The 14,388-nt window shown below is 69.9% G+C and carries 16 protein-coding genes; 6 read left to right on the forward strand and 10 right to left on the reverse strand.

Features of this window, described 5'->3' with window-relative positions:
• The 4 genes from E4O86_RS13550 to E4O86_RS13565 all read right to left on the reverse strand — a co-directional run.
• A partial coding sequence (locus E4O86_RS13550) for a heavy metal translocating P-type ATPase (RefSeq protein ID WP_161141084.1) occupies positions 1 to 1,521 on the reverse strand: 1,521 nt, incomplete at its 3' end.
• Complete coding sequence (locus E4O86_RS13555) at positions 1,518 to 2,030, reverse strand: FixH family protein (protein WP_161141085.1); 513 nt, start codon at positions 2,028 to 2,030, stop codon at positions 1,518 to 1,520. The genes E4O86_RS13550 and E4O86_RS13555, both read right to left, overlap by 4 nt.
• Positions 2,027 to 3,556 (reverse strand): cytochrome c oxidase accessory protein CcoG, encoded by a 1,530-nt coding sequence (ccoG, locus tag E4O86_RS13560; RefSeq protein ID WP_161141110.1) that lies wholly within the window; start codon positions 3,554 to 3,556, stop codon positions 2,027 to 2,029. Before ccoG ends, E4O86_RS13555 begins: the two co-directional genes overlap by 4 nt.
• Positions 3,557 to 3,717: 161 nt before the next feature.
• Positions 3,718 to 4,164 (reverse strand): MarR family winged helix-turn-helix transcriptional regulator, encoded by a 447-nt coding sequence (locus E4O86_RS13565; protein WP_161141086.1) that lies wholly within the window; start codon positions 4,162 to 4,164, stop codon positions 3,718 to 3,720.
• Between the two features lie 93 nt (positions 4,165 to 4,257).
• Between E4O86_RS13565 and E4O86_RS13570 the strand changes: the two genes are divergently transcribed.
• From E4O86_RS13570 to E4O86_RS13580, 3 genes are read left to right on the forward strand one after another with little or no spacing between them, the layout of a single operon-like run.
• Positions 4,258 to 4,686 (forward strand): VOC family protein, encoded by a 429-nt coding sequence (locus E4O86_RS13570; protein WP_161141087.1) that lies wholly within the window; start codon positions 4,258 to 4,260, stop codon positions 4,684 to 4,686.
• 33 nt (positions 4,687 to 4,719) lie between these two features.
• On the forward strand, positions 4,720 to 5,799 hold the full coding sequence (locus tag E4O86_RS13575; protein ID WP_161141088.1) for a WD40/YVTN/BNR-like repeat-containing protein: 1,080 nt from the start codon (positions 4,720 to 4,722) through the stop codon (positions 5,797 to 5,799).
• A gap of 14 nt (positions 5,800 to 5,813) precedes the next feature.
• Positions 5,814 to 6,107 (forward strand): ubiquitin family protein, encoded by a 294-nt coding sequence (locus E4O86_RS13580; RefSeq protein ID WP_161141089.1) that lies wholly within the window; start codon positions 5,814 to 5,816, stop codon positions 6,105 to 6,107.
• 92 nt (positions 6,108 to 6,199) lie between these two features.
• Here the strand turns inward: E4O86_RS13580 and ccoP are convergent, their stop codons facing one another.
• Genes ccoP through ccoN form a run of 4 tightly spaced genes read right to left on the reverse strand, consistent with a single transcriptional unit; the run spans position 6,200 to position 9,626 of the window.
• Complete coding sequence (ccoP, locus tag E4O86_RS13585; RefSeq protein WP_161141090.1) at positions 6,200 to 7,099, reverse strand: cytochrome-c oxidase, cbb3-type subunit III; 900 nt, start codon at positions 7,097 to 7,099, stop codon at positions 6,200 to 6,202.
• Positions 7,100 to 7,102: 3 nt separating this feature from the next.
• Positions 7,103 to 7,267 carry a cbb3-type cytochrome c oxidase subunit 3 gene (locus E4O86_RS13590; RefSeq protein ID WP_161141091.1) on the reverse strand — a complete coding sequence of 55 codons (165 nt, stop codon included), beginning with the start codon at positions 7,265 to 7,267 and terminating at the stop codon, positions 7,103 to 7,105.
• Positions 7,268 to 7,271: 4 nt separating this feature from the next.
• Entirely contained in the window at positions 7,272 to 8,000 is a 729-nt protein-coding gene (gene ccoO / locus E4O86_RS13595) for a cytochrome-c oxidase, cbb3-type subunit II (protein ID WP_161141092.1), read from the reverse strand.
• A 15-nt stretch (positions 8,001 to 8,015) separates the two neighbouring features.
• Positions 8,016 to 9,626, reverse strand: coding sequence for a cytochrome-c oxidase, cbb3-type subunit I (ccoN, locus tag E4O86_RS13600; RefSeq protein WP_246206387.1), 1,611 nt, complete (start codon positions 9,624 to 9,626; stop codon positions 8,016 to 8,018).
• Positions 9,627 to 9,850: 224 nt separating this feature from the next.
• Between ccoN and E4O86_RS13605 the strand changes: the two genes are divergently transcribed.
• Entirely contained in the window at positions 9,851 to 10,399 is a 549-nt protein-coding gene (locus tag E4O86_RS13605; RefSeq protein ID WP_161141093.1) for a hemerythrin domain-containing protein, read from the forward strand.
• A gap of 6 nt (positions 10,400 to 10,405) precedes the next feature.
• Here the strand turns inward: E4O86_RS13605 and E4O86_RS13610 are convergent, their stop codons facing one another.
• Entirely contained in the window at positions 10,406 to 11,149 is a 744-nt protein-coding gene (locus E4O86_RS13610; protein WP_246206388.1) for a Crp/Fnr family transcriptional regulator, read from the reverse strand.
• A gap of 90 nt (positions 11,150 to 11,239) precedes the next feature.
• Here E4O86_RS13610 and hemN point away from each other — a divergent pair, with 90 nt between their 5' ends.
• Positions 11,240 to 12,589 carry an oxygen-independent coproporphyrinogen III oxidase gene (gene hemN / locus E4O86_RS13615; protein WP_161141094.1) on the forward strand — a complete coding sequence of 450 codons (1,350 nt, stop codon included), beginning with the start codon at positions 11,240 to 11,242 and terminating at the stop codon, positions 12,587 to 12,589.
• Between the two features lie 190 nt (positions 12,590 to 12,779).
• The gene (locus E4O86_RS13620) at positions 12,780 to 13,265 is read left to right on the forward strand and encodes an Hsp20 family protein (RefSeq protein WP_205520876.1); all 486 of its coding nucleotides are present in this window, start codon (positions 12,780 to 12,782) and stop codon (positions 13,263 to 13,265) included.
• Positions 13,266 to 13,320: 55 nt separating this feature from the next.
• On the opposite strand, the gene E4O86_RS13625 is transcribed toward E4O86_RS13620, so the two are convergent.
• Positions 13,321 to 14,370: a threonine aldolase family protein gene (locus E4O86_RS13625; protein WP_161141096.1), complete on the reverse strand. Its 1,050-nt coding sequence runs from the start codon at positions 14,368 to 14,370 to the stop codon at positions 13,321 to 13,323.
• Positions 14,371 to 14,388 lie beyond the last annotated feature (18 nt).

Genomic DNA, 14,388 nt, shown 5'->3' on the forward strand with positions numbered 1-14,388 from the left:
CACGCCGCGCGCCTCGGCGGCACCGGCGAGCGCGCGGGCGAGCGGATGCCGGCTCGCCCGGCCGAGCGCGGCGGCGACCGCCCATTCCCGCTCTGAGCCCGCGGGACCTTCGACGAGGCGCGGCTCCCCCTCGGTGAGCGTGCCGGTCTTGTCGAACACGATCGTATCCACCGCGGCGAGCTTCTCGAGCGCGTTGCCGTCCTTCAGCATGATGCCGCGGCGGAGCAGATGCCCGCCCGCCACGACCTGCACCGCCGGCACGGCGAGGCCGAGCGCGCAGGGGCAGGTGATGATGAGGACCGCCACGCCCGCCGCGAGCGCGGCGTGCCAGCCGGCGCCGGCGAGGATCCAGGCAACGGCCGTGACGAGCGCGAGAAGATGGACGGCGGGCGCATAGAGGCGCGAGGCGCGATCGGCGATGCGGACGAACCGGCCCTGGGTCCGCTCGGCGGCTTCCATCAGGCGGACGATATCGGCGAGGAGCGTGTCGCCGGCCTTCTTCGTGACAGCGACGACGAGCGGACCGGTGAGGTTCATCGTGCCGGCATAGACGCCGTCGCTCACGGCGACCCGCTCCGGCTCCGGCTCCCCGGTCAGCATCGAGCGGTCGATGTCGCTCGCGCCGCTCACGATCACGCCGTCGAGCGGCACCCGTTCGCCGGCGGCGATCTCGACCCGGTTCCCGGGCTCGATCTCCGAGACGGGCACGTGGCTCACCGCGCCGTCCGGATCGAGCCGGCGGGCGCTCTTGGCGGAGAGCGACATCAGCTTGGCGGCGGCCGAGCGCGCGACGTCGCGCATCCGGTGGTCGAGATAGCGCCCGACGAGCAGGAAGAAGAGCAGCGTGATCGCGGCATCGAACCAGGCGTGCGCGCCGCCCGTCGCCGTCTCGTAGAGGCTCATCGCCGCGGCGAGCGTCACGCCGAGCGCGATCGGCACGTCCATGTTGAGCGTGCCGCCCGCCACCGCCTTCAGCGCGGAGCGGAAGAACGGCCTTCCGGCATAGGCGATGGCGGGAAGCGCGATGAGCGCCGAGATCCAGTGGAAGAGGTCGCGGGTGGCGGCATCGGCGCCCGACCAGACCGAGACGGAGAGGAGCATAACGTTGCCGGCGGCGAAGCCGGCGACGGCGAGCGAGCGGAGGAGCTCGCGCCCGACCTCGTCCTCGCCGGAGGCGTCGAAGGCCGCGACGTCGAACGGGCGCGCGGTGTAGCCCGCCGCCTCGATCGCCGCCAGCATCGCATCGGGATCCGCGGCGGCGGGATCGAAATCGACCCCGACGCGGCGGCTGGTGAGGTTGGCGCGCGCCTTCGCCACGCCGGGCAGAGCGCCGAGGCCCCGCTCGAGCCTGGTCAGGCAGGCCGCGCAGTGCATCTCCGGGACGAGGAAATCGAGATGCGCGCTGCCGTCGGCATTCGGTCGCACGAAGGAGGCGTCGACCGTGGCGCGGCCGCCGACCGCGACGGGCGGCGTCGGGCAGCAGCCGGCGCCGGAGACGAGGTCGCGCGAGGAGGTGGTCATCGGCCCGCGCCATCCTGCGAAACGAAGATCTCGCGCGTCTCGCGGAACACGAGCCGGTCGCCCCGCCGCGCCTCGAGATCGACCTCCCAGCGGCCGGGCGGCAGCGGCGCCTCGGCGAGATAGCCGGCGCCGGCGGCGGCGAAGGCGATCTCGCGGTCCTGCGCCTCCGTGCCCGGACGCCCGACATGGGCGGCGACCGAAAGCCCGAGCGACGGGGTGCCGGCGGCATCGTGGAGCTCGAACCCGAGCACGCCCTGCCTGACCGCGAAGACGGGGTTCCAGCCGGCCTGCTCCTGGCTCCGCGCCGCCGCCAGGAGCTCGTTGTAATTCTGGCTCGACACGTAGCTGTTCGCGACGGAGAGCCCCGGGAACGTGCTCGTCGCGGCCATCGCCATGAAGACGTTCACCGTGATGATCGTGCCGAAGAAGAGCAGCGTGACGGCGAGCATGTGCCAGCCGGTGAACGGGTTCTCTTCGCTGAGGCGGAAGAAGCGGACAAGACGGGTCATTGTTCGGGTCCGTGGAAATGGGTTCCCTCGTGCGAGGTCTCGCCGCTCTCGACGTCGCGGACGACGAAGCGGAAATCGCTACGCTCGCGCCTCACCTCGTCGCGCGGCAGCGTCACGAAGACCTTGACCTCGCGCAAGCGGTCCGGCTCCACGTCGATGCGGAGCTCGCTGCCGCCCTGGCCGTCGCCCTCGGCGAGGCGGAGCTGCGCGTTCCGCAACCCGTCCGTGCCGAGAACGAAGCTCCGCGTCTCCGGGACCATGTTCAGGATCTTGACGGTGTAGCCGTTGCGGATCGAGCCGTCCGCAAGCGTCACGTAGAGGGGGTTGCGGTCGGGCAGCACGTTGAGGTCGAGCCGGTCGCGGGTGGCGATGCCGAAAAGCATGGCGAGACCGATCAGCGACCAGAGCGAGAAGTAGAGGATCGTGCGCGGCCGCACCACGTGGGAGACGCCGACGCGCCGCTGGTTCTGCGTCGCGACGGCGCGCCCGGCGCGGCGCGCCTCGGCGGAATGGGTCTCGTAGTCGCGCAGCGTCGTATAGCTGATGAGATCGCGCGGCTTGCCGACCTTCGCCATGATGTCGTTGCAGGCGTCGATGCAGAGCGCGCAGGTGATGCATTCGAGCTGCTGGCCGTCGCGAATGTCGATCCCCATCGGGCACACCGCGACGCAGGCGTTGCAATCGACGCAGTCGCCGACGTCGAGGCCCTGCGCGAGCGCCTTCTTCTGGCCGCGCGAGCGCGGCTCGCCCCGCCACGCATTGTAGGTGACGATGAGCGAATCCTCGTCGAGCATGGCGCCCTGGATGCGCGGCCACGGGCACATGTAGGTGCAGACCTGCTCGCGCATGAAGCCGGCGAAGACGTAGGTCGTCGCGGTCAGGATCGCGATCGTGGTGTAGGCGACCGGCGCGGCCTGGAGCGTGACGAGCTCGCGCAGGAGCGTCGGCGCGTCGGCGAAGTAGAACACCCAGGCGCCGCCGGTCGCGACCGCGATGAGGATCCAGAGCGTGTGCACCGTCACCCGCTTGCGGATCTTCTCGAGGCCCCACGGCGCCTTGTCGAGACGCATGCGCGCGTTGCGGTCCCCTTCGACGAGCCGCTCGACCGCCATGTAGAGATCGGTCCAGACCGTCTGCGGGCAGGCATAGCCGCACCACGCCCGCCCGAGCACCGAGGTGACGAGGAAGAGGCCGAGGCCGGCCATGATCAGGAGGCCGGCGACGTAGTAGAATTCCTGCGGCCAGATCTCGATGAAGAAGAAGTAGAAGCGCCGGTTGGCGAGGTCCACGAGGACGGCCTGGTCCGGCGCGGCGGGGCCGCGGTCCCAGCGGAGCCAGGGCGTGATCCAGTAGACGGCGAGCGCGACGGCGAGGATCGCCCATTTGAGCCGGCGGTAGAACCCGTCGACCGCCTTCGGGAAGATCTTGACGCGGGCAGCATAGAGCGGCCGCCTGGTCCGGCTGTTGACCGCATCGGCCTGGATCGTCTCGACGCCGCCGCCGGCGGCATAGGTCTGCTCTGTCATCTTCGCCATCGAAGTGCTCGCGTAAAACGCTGCGCGGGCGCGCAATGCGGCACGCCAACGGCTGGGATAGGCGCGCCCGGGCGACGCGGCGTTGATCCAGGTCAAGTGGACGGGGTTCGGCCGCCGCGGGGAATGTCGCAGCCGTCTTCGGGGGCGCCCGCCTAGGACAGAGCGAGGAGATCGGCCCGCAGGCGGTCCGGGTCCGATCCCGCCAGCCGGCGCTCCAGCGCGGCATGCGTCTCCTGCCAGATCGGAAGGGCGTCGGCGAGCGCCGCCCGCCCCGCTTCGGTGAGGGCGAGGCGCCGCGTGCGGCGGTCCCTCGGATCGGGCGAGGCCGCGACCAGCCCGCGGCGCTCGAGCGGCTTCAGGTTCGCGGTGAGCGTGGTGCGGTCGAGCGCGAGCACGGCCGCGACCTCGCCCATGCTCGGGGGATGTGGGCGATTGAGCGACATCAGGAGCGAGAACTGGCCGCTCGTCAGCCCGACCGGCCGCAGCGCCTCGTCGAAGCGGCGCGCCAAAGCCCGCGCCGCGCGCTGGGCGTGGAGGCAGAGGCAGGTATCCCGCACGAGAAGGGTCGTAGCGAAGCCGACCTCGGGTTGCTTTGACATCGCCCAGATGTGTTGATATCAACGCTTCAAGTCAAGATGGCCGTCGCGTCCGGGTTGAAGCGCGGACGCCCGGCCGCCGACAGGGAGAGCGCGATGCGTGTGCAGCCTTATGTCTTCTTCGAGGGCCGGTGCGAGGAGGCGCTCGACTTCTACCGCCGGACGCTCGGCGCGGAGGTCACGGCCATCATGCGGATGGACGAATCGCCGGAGCCGCCGCCGCCCGGCACGATGCCGCCCGGATCCGGCAAGAAGATCATGCATGCGAGCCTCAAGGTCGGCGACACGATGGTGATGTGCTCCGACGGGATGAATTCCGGAAACCCGAATTTCGAGGGCATCTCGCTCGCTCTGTCCGTGGGCAGCACGGAAGAGGCGGAGCGGATGTTCGCGGCGCTCGCCGAAGGCGGCAACATCCGGCTGCCGATCGGGCCGACCTTCTTTTCGCCCCGCTTCGGTATGCTCGCCGACCGGTTCGGCATCGGCTGGATGGTGATGTCCGATCCGGGGCAGGCGGACGCCTGATCCCGGCCGAGCGAGCAAGGCAGGGAGGAAGCCATGGCTCGGAAGACCTATGTGCTGCTCGGCACGACCCGCGGCGCGTTCATCGTCGCGGGCGATGCGGGACGTGAGGCCTGGGCGGTCCGGGGCCCGTTCTGCGAGGCCTGGCCGATTAACCACGTCAAGGCCGATCCGGAGACCGGCACCATCTATGCCGGCGGCGGCAATTCATGGTTCGGCCCGGCGGTCTGGAAGTCGGACGACCTCGGCGCGAGCTGGACGCATTCGAGCCAGGGGCTCGCCTACGAGGCGGGCGAGGAACCCGTGAAGTCGGTGTGGAGCCTCTCGCCCCGGAACGGCAGCGTCTATGCCGGCGTGCAGCCGGCGGGCCTGTTCCGCAGCGAGGATCGCGGCGAGACCTGGAGCCATGTCGGCGGGCTCCGCGACCACCCGACCCGGCCCGAGTGGAACCCGGGCGGGGCGGGCCTGATCCTGCATTCGATCGCGCACGATCCGCGGGACGGGAACCGCATCTGGGTCGGCATCTCCGCGGCCGGGGTGTTCCATTCCGCCGACGGCGGCACGACCTGGGAGCCGCGCAACCGCGGCACCCGGAACGACTACATGCCGGAGAACCAGCGCTATCCGGAGTTCGGCCAGTGCGTGCACTGCGTGGTGGCAGCGCCGGACGTCTCCGACCTCCTCTACCAGCAGAACCATTGCGGCATGTATCGCAGCCGCGACGGCGGCCGCTCCTGGCAGAGCATCGAGGCGGGCCTTCCCTCGAGCTTCGGCTTCCCGGCCACTGTCCACCCCCGCGATCCCGCGACGCTCTATCTCCTGCCGCTCAACGGCGACACCGCCGGCCGCTATCCGCCCGACGGCAAGGTGGCGGTCTGGCGGACGCGCGACGGCGGCGAGAGCTGGGAACCGCTCCGGCAGGGGCTGCCCGAAGGAAACGCCTTCTTCGGCGTGCTCCGGCAGGCGATGGCGACGGACGACCGCGACCCGGCCGGCATCTATTTCGGCACCAATACCGGGTCGCTCTTCGCGAGCCGCGACGAGGGGGAAAGCTGGACCCGCATCGCGGAGCACCTGCCGACGATCCTCTCCGTCGAGACGCTTTCCGCCGCCTGAACCCGGCCGCGACGATGGATCCGGAAGCGGCGGGCGCGGAGGATGCGGGCGTGTCGGTGGAACTGCCGCCCGCCTTGGTCCGGCTCTTCCCGGGATCTCCGGCCCGCGTGCAGCTGCGCGCGGCGAGCGTGGCGGAGATCCTCGCCGCCCTCGACGCGCGCTGGCCGGGGATGCGCGACAGGCTCTGCGATTCCTCGCCGCGGATCCGCCGGAACATCGACGTCTTCGTCGACGGCAGGCGGGCGACCCTTGAAACGCCCGTCGCGACCGGCGCCAGGGTCAGGATCGTGACGGCCATGATCGGCTGAGCCGTCCGCGGGGCCGCGACCCCGGCCCGAATCGGCAAGCGGGGGCGCCCGTCCCAGGCACCCCCGCCGCGGCGCTCCGGCCCAGGCCCTTCTTATTTCCCGCCCCCGAGGCCGTGGACGTAGAGCGCCAGTTCCTTGATCGTGGTCGGATCGAGCCGGTGCCCCCAGGCCGGCATCACGCCGTGGCGGGGCCGCTGGATCTGCGCGACGATGGCGTCGAGCTTGCCCGAATAGAGCCAGATCTGGTCGTTGAGGGCCGGCGCGCCGACCGAGGCATCGCCCTGCCCCGCATCGCCGTGGCAGGCGGCGCAATTGTCCGCGAAGAGCGGGGCACCGGCCTCGGCCTTGGCCGCGTCGTGCGGCGAGCCGGACAGCGACAGCACGTAATTGGCGACCTGCTCGATCTGGGCGCGGTCGAGGACGCCGTCGCCGAAGGCGGGCATTTCGGAGACGTGGGTGTCGTCGTTCCCGACGAAGCGGGCGCCGTTCACGATCGTCGCATGGATCTCCTCCAGCGTGCCGCCCCACAGCCATTCGTCGTCGTTGAGGTTCGGATAGCCGACCGAGCCGGCGGCGCCCGAGCCGTGGCACTGCGAGCAGTTCACCTGGAAGGCGGAGCGGCCGCCGGCCTGCGCGAAGCGGAGAAGCTCGGGATCCTGCCGGATGTCCTCCAAAGAGAGGCTCGCGATCCTGTCGCGGAAGCCGCCCTGGGCCTGTGCCGCCTCGACCAGCGCCTCCTGCACCTGCCCGCGGCTCGACCAGCCCAGAACGCCGCGGGTCGCGTCATGCACGAGCGGCCAGGCCGGGTAGAGGATCACGTAGCCCAGCGCCCAGACGATGGTGCCGTAGAAGGTCCACAGCCACCAGCGCGGCATCGGCGTGTCGAGTTCCTTGATGCCGTCCCATTCGTGCCCGGTCGTGATCTGGCCGGTGGGCTCGTCCCGCTCCACGCCCTGCGGACCGCCGGTGTGGGGCTGCTTGATGTCAGCCATGGCTCAATCCTCGTACTTGTCGTGTTTGAAGGGGATCTCGCCCTGCTTGCGGTAGTGCTCGCGGCCGCCCGGGCGCAGGACCCAGAGGATGGCGGCGAGGAACACGAGGAAGAGGAAGATGAGACCCCAGCTGTCGGCGAAACGGCGAAGCGCGTCGTAGAAGCTCATCGCATCACCTCAGATTGGCTTCGGTGCGCGGCTCGTAGCGGGTGAAGTCCACCAGCGTGCCGAGCATCTGCAGGTAGGCGACGAGCGCATCCATCTCGGTGATCCGGCTCGGATCGCCGTCGTAATCGCGTGCCTGCGCCTTCGGGTACCGGCTCTCCAGGCCCGCCACGTCGCCCTCCCCCGTCGCCTGCGCGACGAGATCGGACTTGGCGTGGGTGATCATCTCGTCGCTATAGGGGACGCCGACCTCGCTGTTCGTCTTCAGGTGGGCGGCGATGTCTTCGAACCGCAGCTCGCTCTCCGCGATGTGCGGATAGGTCGGCATGATCGATTCCGGGACGACGGAGGTCGGCTGGATGAGGTGCTGGCGCTGCCACTCGTCGGAGTACCGGCCGCCGACGCGGGCGAGGTCCGGCCCGGTCCGCTTCGACCCCCACTGGAACGGGTGATCGTACATCGATTCCGCCGCCAGGCTGTAATGGCCGTAGCGGTCCACCTCGTCCCGCATGGTCCGGATCATCTGGCTGTGGCAGACATAGCAGCCCTCGCGGACATAGATGTCGCGGCCCGCCAGCTCGAGCGGGGTGTAGGGCCGCATGCCGTCCACCTTCTCGACCGTGTTCTGCAGGTAGAACAGCGGGACGATCTCGACGATGCCGCCGACGGTGACCACCAGGAAGCTCAGGACGAGCAGGATGGTGGCGTTCTTCTCGATCTTGTCGTGCTTCCACATTGTCGTGTCTCGCTGTCACTCGGCCGGCTGGACCGCACCCATCGGGACTTCCTGCCGGAGGTCGCCGCGGATGGTCTTCCAGACGTTGAAGGCCATCAGGAGCGCGCCGGTGAGGTAGAGGATCCCGCCGAGCGCGCGGATGACGAAGTAGGGGTGCATGGCCGCGACGGTCTCGATGAACGAGTAGACCAGGAAGCCGAGCTCGTCGTATTCGCGCCACATCAGGCCCTGCATGATGCCGGCGACCCACATGGCCGACGCGTAGAGGACGATCCCGATCGTCGCGAGCCAGAAGTGCCAGTTCACGAGGCGCAGGCTGTAGAGCCGCTCGCGGTTCCAGAGCCGCGGCGTCAGGTAGTAGACCGCCCCGAAGCTGATCATTCCGACCCAGCCGAGCGCGCCGGAATGGACGTGTCCAATGGTCCAATCGGTATAGTGGCTGAGGGAGTTGACCGCCTTCACCGACATCATCGGGCCCTCGAAGGTGGACATGCCGTAGAAGGCGACCGCAATGACCATCATGCGGATGATCGGGTCGGTGCGGAGCTTGTCCCAGGCGCCCGAGAGCGTCATCAGGCCGTTGATCATGCCGCCCCAGGAGGGCATCCACAGCATGATCGAGAACACCATGCCGAGCGTCTGCGCCCAGTCCGGCAGCGCCGTGTAGTGCAGGTGGTGCGGCCCGGCCCAGATGTAGAGGAAGATCAGCGACCAGAAGTGGACGATCGAGAGCCGGTAGGAATAGACCGGCCGCTCGGCCTGCTTCGGGATGAAGTAGTACATCATCCCGAGGAAGCCGGCAGTCAGGAAGAAGCCGACCGCGTTGTGGCCGTACCACCACTGGATGAGCGCGTCCTGCGCGCCGGAAAAGGCGGAATAGCTCTTCGAGCCGAGGAACGACACCGGGATCGCCAGGTTGTTCACCACATGCAGCATCGCAATGGTCACGATGAAGGCGAGATAGAACCAGTTGGCGACGTAGATGTGCGGTTCCTTGCGCTTGAGAATCGTGCCGAGGAAGACGGCGAGGTAGACCACCCAGACGATCGTCAGCCAGAGGTCGACGTACCATTCGGGCTCGGCATATTCGCGCGACTGCGTTTGGCCCATCAGGTAGCCGGTGGCCGCCAGCACGATGAAGAGCTGGTAGCCCCAGAACACGAACCAGCCCGCCTTGCCGAGGGCGAGGCGCGCGCCGCTGGTGCGCTGGACGACGTAGAAGCTCGTCGCGATCAGCGCGTTTCCGCCGAAGGCGAAGATGACGGCCGAGGTGTGGAGCGGCCGGAGCCGGCTGAAATTCGTGAAGCTGAGGCCGTCGACGTTGAGCTCGGGATAGCCGAGCTGGAGCGCGATCACGACGCCGACCAGGAAGCCGACCACGCCCCAGAACACGGTGGCGATGACGCCCGCGCGCACCACGCCGTCCATGTACCCGGTCTCCGCCTCGCGGAGCGGGATGGTGCGGCCCGAGACGTCCATGTTGCGCAGGATCCAGACCGCCCAGCCGAGCGCGATGACGGCGATCAGAGCCATGTGGAACGCGAATGGTGCGTCGGCCGCGTTCGCCGACGCGAGCAATGCGAGGAGCGCTACGAAGCCGAGCCCCCCGACCTGAGCCATCGCCATTGTTCAACCCCTTTTTCTGCGAGGGGCGCGCAATCCGTGCGGTTGCGGACCGGCGCCCTCCAGCAAGCGTTCTGCTCGTTCGGGCGGCAAACGGCCTTGATCCAGATCAAGCCGTCCGCGGACGCGCTTTGGCATGGTGCGGGACGAGGGGGAGCGTCGCGCTCCCGACCGGAGTGACCTCCATGTCGCCACAGCAACGCAGGCTCCGTGAGCTCACGGAGTGCATGCGGCGTGCGCCGAGCGAGGCGGCGCAGAGGGAGGACATCTTCGCGCTGCTGACCTTCGAGCACATGCTGCAGGAGCGGCTCTGCGACCTGCTCGAGGCGATCGCCGACGCGCTTCCGGGCGCCGTCGACCTCGCCACCGCGGAAGCGGCCGCCTTCTTCCTGCGCACGCACTATCCCGCGCATTTCGCCGCCGAGGATGCCGTCCTCTTCCCTGCGCTCCTCGGCGGTCTCGGCCGCGGCTCGGCGCTTGCGAGCGCGGTCGAGCAGGCCCGGGCCGAACACGAGGTCGACCTCGAGGCCGCGCGCGAGATCGCCGACTGCCTGGACGACCTGGCGCGCGGCGAGCGGATCAGCCCGGATGCGGTGGGCTACATGCTCAGGGGCTTCTTCGAGGCCCAGCGGCGCCACATTTCGTGGGAGGAGCGGGTGCTGTTCCCGCTGGCCCGCGAACGGCTCGACGCGGCGGCGGGATCGCGCATCGCCGCCGCCATCCTCGCCCAGCGCAGGCCGGCCGCCGTGATCGCGCTCAGGAAGGATGCCGGCTGACCGCCGTCAGGCCGCCCAGCCGCCGGCGGCCGCCTCCAGATCGCCGACATCCTCGACCTCGATGATCCGGTTGTTGCTGATCCGGATCAGCCCCTCCGTCTTCAGCCGCGTCATCTGGCGGCTGACGGTCTCGACGGTGAGACCTAGGAAGTCCGCCATGTCGGCGCGGCTGAGCGGCAGCTCGAAGCGCGCGCCGAGCGCCGGGCCGCAGCCGCCGGCATTCCGCCGGGCGATCATCTGGAGGAAGCGCGCGACCTTCTCCCGCGCCGACTGCCGGCCGAGCAGCACCATCCATTCGCGGGCGGAATCGAGCTCGTCGAGGGCGTCGCGGAAGAGCCGCTCCTCCAGTCCGCGCGTGGCGGCGACGAGCGCCTCGAAGCGGGCGCGCGGATAGCAGCAGAGATGGACCGGCGTGACGGCTTCGGCGCGGAAGCTCGTGCGGTCGCGATAGATGCGGCCGAGGAAATCGCCCGCGAACTCGACGCCGATGATCTGCTGGCGCCCGTCCGGCAGCGTCTTCGACAGCTTCACGACGCCGGAGACGACGTTGGCGAGGAATCCGAACCGCTCGTCCTCGCCGAAGATCGTGTCGCCGGCCCCGTAGTGCCGCGGCTGCCCCATTGCCCGCAGCGCGTGCCGGTCGCCTTCCGTGAGCGACGTGCAGATCGCGACGCCCCGGATCGCGCAGCCGCCGCACCTGTCCGTCTTCGGCGCCGTTTCCCTCACGCCTTCCATTGCAACGCCCTTCATCGCCCCGGCGGCACCGCCTGCCGGACAAGCTCGGGCGCGGGTTGATCGAGATCAAGGCGATATTGCGACGCAGCATGGCAGGGATGCGGCATGGAGAAGGACGTCATCCGCCGCCATGCGGCACCCGTGCCGCGCTACACGAGCTATCCGACGGCGCCGCATTTCACCGAGCGGGTGGATGCGGCGACCTACCGGTCCTGGCTCGGGCGGCTCCCGCGCGACGCGCGCCTTTCGCTCTACTGCCACATCCCGTTCTGCGACACGCTCTGCTGGTTCTGCGGCTGCCACACCAAGGAGACGCGCCAGTACGCCCCGGTGGCGGCCTATGCCGGCGCGCTCGCCGCAGAGATCCGGACCGTCGGCGGGCTGCTGCCGGAGGGTCCGGAAGTGCGGCAGGTCCACTGGGGCGGCGGTTCGCCGACGATCCTCTCCGCCGGGGACATCGCGAGGCTTGCAGGCGCACTGCGGGAAGCGTTCCGGTTCGCCGGCGACGCCGAGTTCTCGATCGAGGTCGACCCGCGCATGCTCGACGAGGCGCGCATCGAGGCGCTCGCCGATGCCGGAGTGACGCGCGCGAGCTTCGGCGTGCAGGATTTCGACCCGGAGGTCCAGAAGGCCATCAACCGGGTCCAGACCTACGAGGAGACGGAAGCGGTGGTCGAGGCCTTCCGCGCCCGCGGCGTCCGGTCCCTCAATATCGACGTGCTCTACGGGCTGCCGCGCCAGACGCGCGATGCGGTGGAGCACACGGTGAGGAAGGTCGTCGCGCTGCGCCCGGACCGGATCGCGCTCTTCGGCTACGCGCATGTGCCGTGGATGAAGAAGCACCAGACCATGATCCATGCCGAGGAGCTGCCGGACGTGGTCGAGCGCTTCGCGCAGGCGAACCGGGCGGCCTCGATTCTCGTCGCCTCCGGCTACGAGCGGATCGGGATGGACCATTTCGCCCTGCCGGGCGACAGCCTCGCCGTCGCCGCCCGGGAGGGCCGGCTCCACCGCAACTTCCAGGGCTACACGGCGGACGCCTACGACGCCCTGATCGGCCTCGGCGCCTCCGCAATCGGACAGCTTCCGCAGGGCTACGTCCAGAACGAGGTGGCGACCGGCCGCTACCGCGCGCGGGTCGAGGCAGGCGAACTGGCGGTGGTGCGCGGCTTCGAGCTCTCCGCCGAGGACCGCATCCGCGCCTATGCCATCGAGCGGCTCATGTGCGAGTTCCGGCTGTCCCGGAACGACCTCGCCGCCCGCTTCGGCGACGAGGCGGAAGAGGTCCTCGAGGAGGCCGCCTATCTCGCGCAGCGCGATGAGGACGGTTTCCTGGCGGAAGAAGGCGATGCGATCGCGGTGACGCCGCGCGGACGGCCCTTCGTGCGCACGATCTGCGCCGCGCTCGATCCTTATTTCATGGCCGGGGCGGCGCGCCACTCGGTCGCGGTCTGAGCCGCCGGCGCGCCTGCGTCGGGGTGCGACAAATTGGCACGAGCCGCCTGTGCGGCCCCCTTGAACCGGCGCTCGGAGGCTCCCATCTCCTTCTCGCGGGTGCCGCAAGGACCCGCGGCCCGGCCCGCCCCGCCGCTTCCGGGGGGCTCTGCCGGCCAGCGCAGTCAGTCGCTCAATGGAGGACAGAATTATGCGTCAGTTCGATCCCAATCCGCTCTATCGCCAGACGGTCGGCTTCGATCGTCTCTTCCGCATGCTCGACACGCTCGGCAATGTCGACGCGACCGCGCCGACCTATCCGCCGTACAACATCGAGCGCACCGGCGAGAACGCCTACCGCATCACCATGGCGGTCGCCGGCTTCGGTGAGGGCGACCTCGACATCGAGTCGAAGGAGAACGTGCTCACGGTGAAGGGCGACAAGAAGGAATCGGCCGAGGAGAACGGCCGGGAGGTGCTCTATCGCGGCATCGCCGCGCGCGCCTTCGAGCGTCGCTTCCAGCTCGCCGACCATGTCGAGGTCCGCGGCGCCAGCCTCGAGAACGGGCTGCTCCATATCGAGCTCGTCCGCGAAATCCCGGAGACGATGAAGCCCCGCAAGATCTCGATCGGCGGCCAGACCGCCCGGCAGATCGACGCGACGGCGAACAAGCCGGTCGAGGCGAAGGCCGCCTGAACCCGGCCCGAGCCCAACTTCACGAGCGCCCCGCGATCGCGGGGCGCTTTGCGTTTCAGCCGAGAGCGGCGAGGAACGCATCGACCTCCGCATCGGTTGTCGCGAAGCTCGTCACCAGCCGGTAGAGGCCCTCGTCCCCGGCGAGCGGCACCGAGCCGTCGGCAGGCGGATGCCAGTCGTAGAACGTCGCGCCCGCCTCCCGCAGCCGGGCGGCGTCCGCCTTCTTCAGCACCGCGAAGAGCTCGTTCGCCTCGGAAGGCCAGCCGAGGCGGGAGCGCGGCGCCGCGGCGATGCCGGCGCGCAGGCGGTCCGCCATGCCGTTGGCGTGGCGCGCGAAGGCGAGCCAGCGGTCGCCCTCGAGATAGGCCTCGAGCTGGGCCGCCACGAGCCGCGTCTTCGAGAAGAGCTGGCCGGCGCGCTTGCGGAGATAGGGCACGTCGTGCGCGCGGCCGGGATCGAACACGATCACGGCCTCCGCGAAGAGGCAGCCGTTCTTGGTTCCCCCGAAGGAGAGCACGTCCACGCCCGCGCGCCAGGTGAGGTCCGCCGGCGCGCAGCCGAGCCGGGCGACCGCATTGGCGAAACGCGAGCCGTCCATGTGGACCGGCAGGCCCCGCGCCCGGGCCGAGGCGCAGATCCGGGCGACCTCGTCGACCGAATAGACCGTCCCCGATTCCGTCGCCTGGGTGATGCTGACCGCCATCGGCTGGCCGGCATGGACGAATTCGGGCGAGAAGCGGTCGAGCGCCCGCTCGAGCTCCGCGATGTCCAGCTTGCCGGCCGGGCCGCCGACCGGCATGAGGCGGCCTCCCCCGGTCTGGAACTCGACCGCGCCGCATTCGTCCTCGAGGATGTGGCTGCCGGAATGGCAGAGCACGACGCCGCCGGGCCGGCTGAGGGCGGCGAGCGAGATGGCGTTCGCCGCGGTTCCCGTCGCGACGGCGAAGGCCGCCACCTTGCGCTCGAAGAGCGTGTCGAAGAGGCTCTCGACCCGGCGATCGAGATCGCTCACGCCGTAGGCCGGCCCGTAGCGGACCGCCTCGCGGCGCACCGCCTCCAGGATCTCCGGGGCGGCGCCCGCCCAGTTGTCGCTCGCGAAATTCATCGCGCGAGGCTTAGACCC

This window comes from Propylenella binzhouense, assembly GCF_009866965.1.
Classification (GTDB): domain Bacteria; phylum Pseudomonadota; class Alphaproteobacteria; order Rhizobiales; family Afifellaceae; genus Propylenella; species Propylenella binzhouense.